The organism is Streptomyces sp. NPDC005151 (assembly GCF_053599875.1).
Genome location: NZ_JBSFYR010000150.1, coordinates 1 through 10,722 on the forward strand (window position 1 = coordinate 1; position 10,722 = coordinate 10,722).

The following is a 10,722-nucleotide window of genomic DNA, read 5'->3' on the forward strand; positions in this document are numbered from 1 at the left end:
CACCGGCCTGCCCCCACCTCGCTCACCAGCCCGAAACGACCGAAGCCCCGTCACCTGACGGAGCATCGGCCACTACCTACGGATTCGGGTCAGACGCCGTTCACGGCGTTGATGACGGCGATGGCATGGTTGGCGTGCTCGGACGAGAAGAGGTCGTCGGAGTCTCGTGGGTCGCCCGACGTGTGGCTGTTAGCGCCGATGAGCTTGATGTTCTGCGGGAAGCCAGACAGGAAGGGGCCACCGCTGGAGCCTCTGCCCATGTCGCAATCCATCTTGAGGCGGTTGTCCAGGGGGAAGAACGGCACGGCATCTTCCGTATTGCCCTGGCAGTACATCATGTACTCACCGTTGTTGAAGTCGGAGCCAGGACGATTGTAGCCCTCGGTCGGGTAGCCGAAGGTGTACACGCCGTTGTAGTCCGTGTCGAAGCCGAAGCGGTAGCCGTAGCCGCCCATTGCGTCCTGGATGTTGCCGTACGGGGCCAGGGGCTTGAGAATGACCGACCCCATGTCTGCATCCAGCATCTTGTCGATGTCACCGTCGGCGAAGGAGGTGGGCACGATGAGGTTGGCGGCCTCCCACCTTCCCCACGGTTCCGCGCCATTGCGGTAGGCGGGAACGAAGAGGACGTTCGAGTAGAATCCGGCCGCATTGCTCATGCCGTCATGAATGCAGTGCGCCGCCGTCCACAGGGCGCTCTTGGTGTTCGAGACGATTACGGAGGCGCTGCACTGCCCTTGACTCCCGTCTGGCATGGTGACGAAGAGCTTCCCCACCACGTTCAAGGGCCACGTTATGGTGGAGCCAGGCACCTGCTGAGAGACCGAAACCTCAGCAGCCTGAATACCGAGGTCACCTGCCGTAGAAGCTGTGGGAGGGGTCATGCCCTTCGGCGGCATGGCATCGGCCTCAGCCAGCACCCCGCCGTCTAAGGGCTCGGATGCAGCGCCTCGCTCCGAGGGCTGCCGGGCAGTCGGCGCCGCGGGCACCGTCAGCTCCTTGGCTGCCTTCATTCGCTCGGGCGTCCAGTAGGCGCCGACATCCTTGACGGTCTTCCTCGCAGCGACGGATGTGGCCTCGGCGGAGGACTCCGCCGGCTTGTCGTCGGCCGAGGCCGGGGCCGTGATCCCCGTAACGGTGATCGCCGCCGCGGCTGCGGCTACGACGCACGCTCTGCGTACTCGGCGCATGAGGGGCAATGGCATGCATGAACTCCCAACGAAGAGATGAGACTTGCCTGGCAGGGGGGCGGCATGCGGATCTTCCCCGCAGCTGGTCCAGCCTTGAACATCATTTGCGATATCTGACTGGTTAGATGCCATTCGCATATGCGTCTCAACGTCCGTGGTTCCCAAGTCTCATGCGGACGGAGAAACCCAGTGCCCAACGCAACGGTCGGCCCTGTGCTGGCCGGTTCTTAACGTCGATCTTTCGTATGGTCCGCCGACGAAGTAGGAGAGCCAGCGCCCGTGCTGGGTGAGCCAGGCGACGACGGCGCGGGCGTGGCCGGTCAGCTGAAGGGCGATCTGCTCGTAGTCGCAGGTCGTGAGCGTGTCCTCGCCTGCTCTCTCGGCTTGAACCCGTTCCGGGTTCGACCGTCGCCGCGGCACCGAGTGCGGAGAACTCGGCTTCCGCGAGCGCGCGGACCAGTCACATGCCGGGGGCACGGTGCTCCAACCCGTCACCGTCACCAGAATCCGCCCACTCCATGGGCGCCTCCCTCAGAACAGTGAGTTGTCGCCCCGCAGCCGGCGTCGCAGGAACGTGGCGAGCATCTGGTCCTCCAGGTGGGTGAGCGCGGTGCCGTCCAGCAGATCGCCAACCCGTGCGCGGGAGGCTGTACCGGATGGTGCCGGTTGCTGTCAGTCGTATGCCGATTCCGGTCAGTTGGGTGCCGAAGGGCTAAAACGTCAGCGCTAAATCGGCATCCGTGTCACCACCCGAAACCCCCACCACAGCCCCCTGAACAGCAGACACCCGATACCAACCGCACCGACATCACCATGCCGAACCACCACTGACAAAAACTTACAGATCATCAAGTACAACCTGATCAGTCCGGAGCATGCGGACTGGAAGGCGGGGCACCGGGCGGCGGTGGCGTACCGGGAGCGGGAGGGGGACCTGGCGGTGCCGTACAACCACGTCGAGGGTGAGAGTGCCCTTCCCCTGGGGCGGTGGTTGTCCGATCAGCGCAGGGCGATGCGGGCGGGGACGATGCTCGCCGAGCGGGCGGCGGACTTGGAGGAGCTGGGCGTCGTGTGGGATCCGGCGGATGCGGCGTGGGAGGAGAACCTCGGTGCCGCCAGGGCCTACTTCGACGTCTACGGGACGCTGGCCGCGCCGGTGACCAGGCGATGATGGACCGACCGATCGGGCAGTTTCTCGCGAACGCGCGGAAGAAGAACGGGCTGGGCAAGGAGCCGGTCCGTGCGGGGCGCAGGGCGGCGCAGCTCGCCGCCCTCGATCCGGACTGGAGGCCGGACTGGCCGGTGGACTGGCAGCGCCATTACGCCGCTCTGGCGGGTCTTGTGGCGCCGGGCAGCGTGCTCGCGTACGTGGAGGCCGGGACGATGGTGCACGGCATGGACGTGGGCCGGTGGCTCGCCACCCAGCAGCAGGGCTGGGACCGGCTCGCCGAGGGGCAGCGCGAGCGCCTGGCGCAGCTCGGTGTGAAGCCTGCCGAGAAGTCAGCGGGACCCGTCCGCAAGGCCCGGGCCGGGCGAGGAGCGGCGGGTGGGGCGTTCGAGCGGGGTATCGCCGCGCTCGCCCAGTACAAGGCCCGGGAGCAGAAGGCCGTCGTTCCGCGGTCCTGGGATGAGGAGCTTCCCGACGGGACGTCCGTACGGCTAGGTGTGTGGCTGTCCAACACCCGCAGTAGGCGTGCGGGGCTCACGTCCGAGCAGCGGGCCGCGCTGGCCGGCCTCGGAGTCGACTGGGCCGCATGAGGCGGGGCGGAGCGGGGGCGGTCCGGTTCGGGCCGCCCCCTTCCCGCCCGGTCTTCAGCGCGGGGGCGGCGGGCTGGAGCTGATTGCCGGTGCCTTCGGTGAGGGCGGCTCGGCACCGGTGGAGGAGCCGTCACCGACGCCAAAGAGGAACGCGAGCAGCAGCAGAGCAGCGGCCGCGGCGGTCAGAGATACCGCCAGGTCACCGCTCGCGGCAGGCCCGGCGGTTGACTGCTGATTCTTCGTACGGCGGTAGACGAGGCACGCGACGGCGCAGGCGATCGCGAAGATCAGTGCGTTCGCCGGGGAGATGTACAGGTTCACCAAGGCCCTTAAGGTCCGTGGGGTCCTGTCATCAGGGCCCCTGCGAGAGGTAGAAACCTCTTCGTCAGCGATCCCTAACTGGGTCTCGAAGCAACTGAGACATTCTGACAAGACGTCACCGTGAAGAGGTTTTTTTTAAACCTCCTGGGCCTCCTGGCCTCCGGGATCCCGCAGGTCGCGCCTGCGCGCGGATCCGGGCACAGCTCGGGGCCGCCAAGCTTACCGGACCTCGGAGGGTCTTCTCCGTACCCGTACGGGCCAGTTGGCCCGCACACGTTCGTCCGAGGAGGGTACCCTCAGCCGTTCCAGAAAACTGGAACGGCGGCCCCGGCCGGTTACCGGCTGCGGCCCTGTCGGCGTGCGGGCGTGGCCGGCTCGGCGGGTGCGGTTTGGCCTGGCGCTGGTGTGGTCGTGGTGGTGGAGCGGGAGCGGGCGGCCGTCGCGGAGACGTGCGGGCGGTCGGGGACGGGTGTGCCGGGCGGGGCGGTCAGTGCGTTGAGGGTGGCGCCGACCAGGCGGCCTGCGAGTTCGGATGCGGGGCCCTGCTGCCAGGTGGGGTTGTCCGTCAGGGCTTTCAGCCGGTCCCGCAGGCCTGGTTCGCCATCGGGGCCCCGGGCGATGGTTGCCATGCGGGCCGCGTGCAGGGGCCAGGAGCGGGCACCGACCAGCAGACCCGCCTCACGCTCCCCGAGGTGGGTGTTCATCAGTGACACGAGGCGGGAGTTCGCCGCCGGATCGACATTGAGCTGGCCCAGCGCCGTCGCCCGGTCGGCCAGGTCCAGATCGTTCGGCACCGCCAGGCCTTCGGTCAGCGGCCCGTAGGAACACAGCGCGTCGGCGCTCACCGGTGGCCCCGGCTCCGCGAGGGGGCCGGTGGCGACGACAGGGGCGGGAGCGGTACGCGCGGCGGGGACCGGGGCTGGAGCAGCCGGGGCAGGAACGACAGGTGTGGTCGGGGCGGGTTGCTGGGTGAGGAGGGTGGCGATGGTCTGGTCGACGCCGATGCCTTGGGTGTGGGCGGTGGTCAGGAACCCGGCGACGTCGACGCCGCGTTCGTCGAGGCGGCCCATGGTCGCGGCCATGTCGGGCCAGGTAGGGGAGGCGAGGATCGCGTCGCGGACCAGGCCCTGGGGCATGGTCCGCTGCAACAGGTCCGCCCACCGGTCGGTGCCCGCGGCCCGGATGCGGGTGGCGTTCGCCGCGACGGCCTGTTGCACCGTTCTGGCGACCTGGCCGACCTGCGGGAGCAGCACGCTCATGTCGACGCCGGCCTGCTGCAGGGCGGCGAGCTGGCGGGCCATCACCGGCCAGTCCATGCCCGCGACCAGGTCGGGACGCGCCGGAGGCCGGGACGGTCTGGGAGCCGGGAAAGGAAGCGTGGGAGGCCAAACTCGCCGCGCTCCGGTCGTACCGGCGGGCCACCGGGCACCTCGCGCCCCGACAGGACGCGGTGTGGGGCGAGGGCGAAACGATGGTGCCCACCGGCCAGCACATGGCCAACCTCCGCCGGAAGGGACAGAAAAACGGCCTGGGCAAGGACCCGGAGCGCGCGGCACAGCTGACCACGATCGACCCGGACTGGAACTGCCCCTGGCCACTGGACTGGCAACGCCACTACCGCGTCCTCGCAGACCTTGTCGACGCCGACGGCCACCTGCCCGAGATCATGCCCGGCGTGCTCATGGACGGCGACGACATCGGCAAGTGGCTCCAGCAGCAGAAGCAGCCGGCCACCTGGTCGCGACTCCTGCCCGAGCAGCAGGAACGGCTGTCCACGCTGGGCATCAAGCCCACTGAGGCGCCGACTCCCGCCCCGGCGGCCGATCGTACGGCAAAGGGCCCGAGCAAGGCACAGCAAGCATTCCAACGCGGCCTGACCGCCCTCGCGCAGTGGGTCGAACGGGAAGGCGCCCACCGGCCGGTGCCGCGCGGCCACAGCGAAGAGACCGCGGTCAACGGCGAGACCGAGCCGGTGACCGTGAAACTGGGAGTGTGGTGCTCGAACACCCGCGCGAGGCGGGACAAGCTCACCCAGGAACAGCTGGACGCACTGCGAGAACTGGGCATGGACTGGGCCTGACAGAGGCTGCGGTCGGTCGTTGAACCGGCCAGGCACTCGAAGCGCAGAGAGACCCCGGAGGAGCAGTTCTCCGGGGTCCCTTGCCGTCGGCAGGCGAGCAGTCAGCTGGTGCCCAGGCGGGCGTCCAAGAGGATGGGGGGCAGTTGCTTGCCGTCAGGAGCTTCCAGGTCGATGCCGTCCAGTACCGCGCCCGTGGCATCCCAGACGCGTCGGCACACAGCGCGGCGAGCAGCATCGACCACTGTGAAGCGGGCGATGTAGGTGCGCTGAACGAGCCGCGCCAGATCGGCCCCTTCCAGCTCCACGTGTAGGAAGCCGTCCTCGTCAGGCATGTGGTGGCTGGTCTCGTAGGGGAAGGTCTTGTAGTGACTGAACGGGTACTGACAGTGCTGCTTCACCACCTGCCATGTCGCCGGGACACAGACCAGTTCGGCGCGTGAGACTCCAGCGGCCTTCAGCAGCCGCTCGCGTTGCAGTGGGCGTTCCAGACGCTCCTGCAGTACTTCCATGCGCATCCCCTTGCCAATCGCGGGTGGAACACCGGTCGTTGCCGATTGTCTCGGGCGCAGCAGGTGCCTGTGCCGGAATGCGCCAACCCGCGCAGCGCGCCTTGCGGCGCTATGACGATCCTCCGCCCACCGCCGCGTCCCAGTCGTCCAGGAAGGCGGCGAGGGCGCGGCGCTGCTCTTCCTCGCGGGCGACCTGCCGGGCGAGGACGTCGCGGTCGACGTACGGGGCGACGGCAGCGAGGACCAGGCGCCGTAGCTCGTCCGGCTCAAGCGCCTCCACCTCCCACTGCACGGGGCGCGCGGGGTCGAACCCGTAACGGCGGGCGAAGGCCCGGCACCTCGGATCGCCCTGCTTCCCCTCGGTCGCGGGCAGCTCGTAGGCGCGCACCTGGTCGTAGGTCAGCAGCACCCGCTCTACGTGGCTCCAGCAGCCGGTGCGTGCCACCCAGTCCCGCTCGATGTCCTCGCCGGAACAATCGAAGTCGCCGACGTATCTCCCGGGGCGCCGCAAGCGTGCGGTTCGATTCACGCAGCTCAGAAGCAGTCGGGACGACCATAGCGTGCGCAACAGGTGTGGTGCACGAAGTGGGGTCTGAGAAACATCCGTGTCAGATCGTGTGTCAAGCCTCGTCCGCGCTGATTGGCGCTTTGATCTTGGGCGGCCACCCGGACAGCAGCGACCAGGAGTGACCTTCATCGTCGCTGCCCGGCAGGGGCGGGCTCGGTTCAACGACCGGCTGCGAACGCCTGCCGCAACTGGGCAACGCTCGATGCTCCGGACAACCCGTCGCCGGTGCGGTAGAGCCGGCAGGCCAGCCCCGTTGGGCGGCCGGGCTCGGCGAAGGGGTCGCGCCCGTCGATCAGGACGGTAGGAGAGCCGGTGAAGCCGCACCGTTCCGCCTCTGCCTGGTCGGCGATCACCCGCGTGGTGAAGCCGGCCTCGTCCAGTCCCGCCTCGGTCAAGGCACGGCGCAGCCGGTCGACGGCGGTCTTCTCGTTCGGGCAGTCCGGCACGACCAGCATCTCGATGCCCATACCCCCATCATCGCGCACCGGGGGAGGGGTGGACCGGCCGGTGGCCGGCGCCGCCTCGGCGTGGGCGAAACGGTGGAACTGCGATGTGAGGGGGTGCTTGAGGCGAGCCGGGCGGGAACCGTGACCGGAAGGTCTGCGCGCACTGTCAACGGGACGGAGAACAGACGATGGCCACCACGGCCAGCACGGTCCAAGCCTCTACGCGGGCACCGAACAGCCTCCAACTGCCGGGCATCGTCCTCGGCGTGGGCCTGGGCGGGTTCGTCGACGGCATCCTGCTGCACCAGCTCCTGCAGTGGCACCACATGCTCACCAGCACCAACCACGACCGCATCGGGGTGAAGTACTACAACCCGCACACTGTCTCCGGGCTGGAGATGAACACCGTGTGGGACGGCATCTTCCACGCGGTGTGCTGGATCGCCGTCCTGACGGGCCTGGCCATCCTCTACTCGCGGGTCACGCACAACCGGCGGGCCGTGTGGACCTCACGGGTGCTGTGGGGCTGGATCCTGGCCGGCTGGGGCCTCTTCAACCTGGTCGAAGGCCTTCTCGACCATCAGATCCTGGGCATTCACCACGTGCACGGCGGCCCCTACCAGGCATGGTGGGACGCTGGCTTCCTCGTCCTGGGCGGCCTGCTGCTGATCGGCGGCTACCTGCTCCAGCGCAGCGGCCGGCCCTTCGAGCCTGATACGCCCCGCGGCACCGAGCGGGACGGAAGCGGCGCCTGATGAACGGCATGCACCACCACGGCCAGGGCGGTGACGGCCTACTGGGGGCGGTAGTGACCGCGCTGGTCCTGCTCGCCGTAGCCGGTGGCTACCTGCTCGCGGTGCGCCGGGCCCGGCGCCGCAACCTCGCCCAGGGCTGGAACGACTGGCGGTCCGCCGCCTTCCTGACCGGCTCGGGACTGCTCGCTCTCGCGTTGCTGCCGCCCCTGGGGCCGGCCGCGCACTCCGACTTCCGCAGCCACATGGCCCAGCACATGCTCATCGGCATGTACGCGCCGCTGGCACTGGTACTGGCCGCCCCGGTCACCCTCCTGCTTCGCACCCTGCCGCCCACCCGGGCCCGGCGGGTCACGGCCGTCCTGCACAGCCCACCCGCACGCGTGCTGGCCCACCCCGCGATCGCCCTGCTGCTGAGCACCGGCTCCCTGGGGCTGCTCTACTTCACCCCGCTCTACAACACAGCCATGGGCCACCCCGCGGGGCACTGGCTGATGAACGCGCACTTCCTGGCGTCCGGGTGCCTGTTCGCCTACGTCATCGCCGGCCCCGACCCCGCGCCTGCCCGGCCCGGCGTCAAAGCCCGCCTGATCTACCTCGGCGTCGCGATCGCCGCTCACGCCCTGATCGCGCAGGCGATGTACGGCGGGTTCTTCGTCGACATCCACGCACCCATCGACCAGGTCCAGCAGGGCGCGGAGATCATGTACTACGGCGGCGACATCGCCGAACTCCTGCTGGCCGGCGCCCTGGTGGCCACCTGGCGGCCCGAACGCCGCACCACAGCGGCAGCACCTCCCGGACGCCCGAAGCTGGGCGCTGCAGCCGCGCCGCGCTGAGCAGACGGGACACCCCTCGCCTGGTGCCCCTACCGGCGGCCAATGACCCGGGCGAGCAGGCTCCTCAGGGACCGGTGACCCGGGGATTCATCCGGAACGCGGGGGCATGTCGCTTCCGCGGTTCAGCTGGGCCATGAGCTCGCGGTTGGCCGCGCGAGCGGCGGCAAGGTCGTCGTCGAGGTCCTGGAGCTTGAGCTCCAGGTCGACGACTTGCTGTTCGAGGGTGGTGATCCGGGCCTGGAGCTGTTCGGCGCCGTCGGGGCCGCCGATGCCGGACTCGCGCCAGACCTGCTCGCCCAAAACCTCGCTGAGCCGGGCTTCCAGGCGCCGGACCTGGGCGGCGAGGCGGGCGGTGCGGGCGTCTGCTGCCGCCAGGTCGGCCTGCAACGAGGCCCGGCTGACAGCCGGTCCCCGGCCGCCGGGGACCGTGGGCGGCTCGGCTGCCTGGGCATGGATCTGGCCGAGCAGGTCGCGGTGGCGGTAAAGGAAGGTGCGGTCGACGCCCGCGCGCCGGGCGACCGCCGCGACGCTGACCTCGCAGCCGTCCTTCGCGGCCTCGGCCAACACCGCGATCACACGGGTGCGGTGTCGGCCGGTGTCGGCTCGGCGGCCTTCCAGCATGGCCTGGACGGCGGGGTCGGGTGGAGTCATGCGGGTCGCTCCGGTCGCAGGTCGGGCAGGGGCTGGGGGATACGGGGCATGCCGAGGAAGCCCTGGCGGGTCTTGCGGACCATGGCCGCGGCCTGCTGGATCTCACCGCGTTCGACATCGGTCAGCTGGTCGACCTCCTCGGTGACGCGACGGATCAGCCGCCGGACGCGGACGATCTCCTCTTCCGACGGGGTGGCCTCGGCGCGGGCCCAGTCGTCGGCCTCCGTCATCGACCGCAGCCGCTCCCGCTGCCTCAGTAGACCGTCGAGGTAAGCGCTGAGCTCGAGGAGGTAGGAGACGTCGGTGGAGTAGTGGTCGCAGCCCATGCAGCGGAACCGCAGGGGGCAGCCGCCGCCGGCGGCGACGTTGGACGGCTCCGAGCAGGTGCCGAAGGGGACCTGGACCGACGCGATCGCCAGGCGGATGCGTTCGGCGTCCAGCAGGGTGGTGACCGCTCCCCAGACACGCTGTCCGTAACGGTCGAACTGCATGGCGGTGACCTTGTCGACGGCCTCGCGCAGCCGTACCTCCTTGACCCGGTAATAGCAGCGGGTCGACTGGTAGGAGTCGTGATCCATCAGGGGTGAAAGGACCTCGATGGGAACGCCGGTGTCCGCGTGGCGTTGGGCGAAGGAGTGCCGGTAGGCGTAGGGGAAGATCTCCTCCTTGTCGAAGACGGTGCCGTCGTCCAAGTGGAACTCCGGCAGGACGGTGACCCATTCGCGGTGCATCCCGCTGAAGTGGTTGGCGTCAATGGCCTTTGCCCCGAGCTGGTTCATCACCGATGACGGCAGCAGGGCCAGCTTCGACAGCGGCCGGTCGGGGTAGAGGAGGCGGACGCGTTCTTGCTGCTCGCGGATCAGCCGGGCGGTGGGTTCGTGGACCGGCAGCTCACGGCGGATCCGCTGCTCCTTCCAGTTGTTGTAGACCAGGACGGGCTTACCCTGCCGGTCCCGGTTCAGGCAGTGGTACTCCAGCTTGCAGATCTCCTCCGGTCGCCGGCCGGTGTCCATCATCAGCTCCAGCGCGACGCAGCACCAGGTCTGGGTCGGACATCCGTCCGTACTGGCGGCGTACTCTCGCGCAGAGTCCTGATCATCAATCGAGCCGCATGGGTACGAGCGCGGCCGCGGTGGGCGGGTCGGTGTCCCACCTACGGGACGTCCCGGGGCCAGCTGGCGGTGATCGCCTCGCGGATTGCAGCCAGGACAGTCGGGCGCGTGGTCAGGGCTGTGGTCGCCCCGACTGCGATATCTCGGCCTCGTGTCAGTAACCCACCATGGGATATACCGCGCCGTTTGCGCCGTGACAGTGAGCCCCGCTGCCCGTGTCACCCTCATGTCAGCAGCGGACCGTCACTCGCGCCCACCGGGACCAGCGAAAAGACGGCGGAAAGCAGCCGCCGGCGACTGCCGACCACTCCACTGACGCGAACCCGACACATCACAGTTGCTGTCAGTGCTGTTTGCGATGATCACGGGATGAGTACGAGAGCAACACCAGTGCGTTAGGCCTGTGACCTGCGGCGCAACTCTCCCGAAGAGGGGTGCCGGGACCGGGAAGCGAGTCCGTTCTCCATGAACGTGATCTCCGCGTGGACGGTGTAGC

The 10,722-nt window shown here is 69.1% G+C and carries 12 protein-coding genes and 1 pseudogene; 5 read left to right on the top strand and 8 right to left on the bottom strand.

What is annotated here, in order from left to right:
* Window positions 1–89 precede the first annotated feature (89 nt).
* Window positions 90–1,205 carry a trypsin-like serine peptidase gene (locus ACWD6R_RS37985; RefSeq protein ID WP_451822925.1) on the bottom strand — a complete coding sequence of 372 codons (1,116 nt, stop codon included), beginning with the start codon at window positions 1,203–1,205 and terminating at the stop codon, window positions 90–92.
* A gap of 847 nt (window positions 1,206–2,052) precedes the next feature.
* Here ACWD6R_RS37985 and ACWD6R_RS37990 point away from each other — a divergent pair.
* Entirely contained in the window at window positions 2,053–2,361 is a 309-nt protein-coding gene (locus ACWD6R_RS37990; RefSeq protein ID WP_451822936.1) for a helicase associated domain-containing protein, read from the top strand.
* Complete coding sequence (locus tag ACWD6R_RS37995; protein ID WP_451822926.1) at window positions 2,361–2,948, top strand: helicase associated domain-containing protein; 588 nt, start codon at window positions 2,361–2,363, stop codon at window positions 2,946–2,948. The genes ACWD6R_RS37990 and ACWD6R_RS37995 overlap by 1 nt, the downstream gene beginning before the upstream one ends.
* Window positions 2,949–3,002: 54 nt before the next feature.
* Here ACWD6R_RS37995 and ACWD6R_RS38000 read toward each other — a convergent pair whose 3' ends face one another.
* Entirely contained in the window at window positions 3,003–3,272 is a 270-nt protein-coding gene (locus ACWD6R_RS38000; RefSeq protein WP_451822927.1) for a hypothetical protein, read from the bottom strand.
* Between the two features lie 332 nt (window positions 3,273–3,604).
* On the bottom strand, window positions 3,605–4,585 hold the full coding sequence (locus ACWD6R_RS38005) for a hypothetical protein (protein ID WP_451822928.1): 981 nt from the start codon (window positions 4,583–4,585) through the stop codon (window positions 3,605–3,607).
* Window positions 4,586–4,602: 17 nt separating this feature from the next.
* Here ACWD6R_RS38005 and ACWD6R_RS38010 point away from each other — a divergent pair.
* Window positions 4,603–5,349, top strand: a pseudogene (locus ACWD6R_RS38010) (helicase associated domain-containing protein); the annotation flags it as partial.
* A 101-nt stretch (window positions 5,350–5,450) separates the two neighbouring features.
* Here the strand turns inward: ACWD6R_RS38010 and ACWD6R_RS38015 are convergent.
* The 3 genes from ACWD6R_RS38015 to ACWD6R_RS38025 all read right to left on the bottom strand — a co-directional run bounded on the left by ACWD6R_RS38015 (window position 5,451) and on the right by ACWD6R_RS38025 (window position 6,893).
* Window positions 5,451–5,858: a hypothetical protein gene (locus ACWD6R_RS38015; RefSeq protein WP_451822929.1), complete on the bottom strand. Its 408-nt coding sequence runs from the start codon at window positions 5,856–5,858 to the stop codon at window positions 5,451–5,453.
* 109 nt (window positions 5,859–5,967) lie between these two features.
* Window positions 5,968–6,387 carry a hypothetical protein gene (locus tag ACWD6R_RS38020; RefSeq protein ID WP_451822930.1) on the bottom strand — a complete coding sequence of 140 codons (420 nt, stop codon included), beginning with the start codon at window positions 6,385–6,387 and terminating at the stop codon, window positions 5,968–5,970.
* Window positions 6,388–6,584: 197 nt separating this feature from the next.
* Complete coding sequence (locus ACWD6R_RS38025; protein ID WP_451822931.1) at window positions 6,585–6,893, bottom strand: DsbA family protein; 309 nt, start codon at window positions 6,891–6,893, stop codon at window positions 6,585–6,587.
* Between the two features lie 167 nt (window positions 6,894–7,060).
* On the opposite strand from ACWD6R_RS38025, the gene ACWD6R_RS38030 reads away from it, so the two are divergent.
* Complete coding sequence (locus ACWD6R_RS38030; RefSeq protein ID WP_451822932.1) at window positions 7,061–7,627, top strand: DUF2243 domain-containing protein; 567 nt, start codon at window positions 7,061–7,063, stop codon at window positions 7,625–7,627.
* Entirely contained in the window at window positions 7,627–8,463 is an 837-nt protein-coding gene (locus ACWD6R_RS38035; protein WP_451822933.1) for a cytochrome c oxidase assembly protein, read from the top strand. The genes ACWD6R_RS38030 and ACWD6R_RS38035 overlap by 1 nt, the downstream gene beginning before the upstream one ends.
* An 87-nt stretch (window positions 8,464–8,550) precedes the next feature.
* Here the strand turns inward: ACWD6R_RS38035 and ACWD6R_RS38040 are convergent, their stop codons facing one another.
* Entirely contained in the window at window positions 8,551–9,114 is a 564-nt protein-coding gene (locus tag ACWD6R_RS38040) for a hypothetical protein (RefSeq protein WP_451822934.1), read from the bottom strand.
* The gene (locus ACWD6R_RS38045) at window positions 9,111–10,454 is read right to left on the bottom strand and encodes a tyrosine-type recombinase/integrase (RefSeq protein WP_451822935.1); all 1,344 of its coding nucleotides are present in this window, start codon (window positions 10,452–10,454) and stop codon (window positions 9,111–9,113) included. The genes ACWD6R_RS38040 and ACWD6R_RS38045 overlap by 4 nt, the downstream gene beginning before the upstream one ends.
* Window positions 10,455–10,722 lie beyond the last annotated feature (268 nt).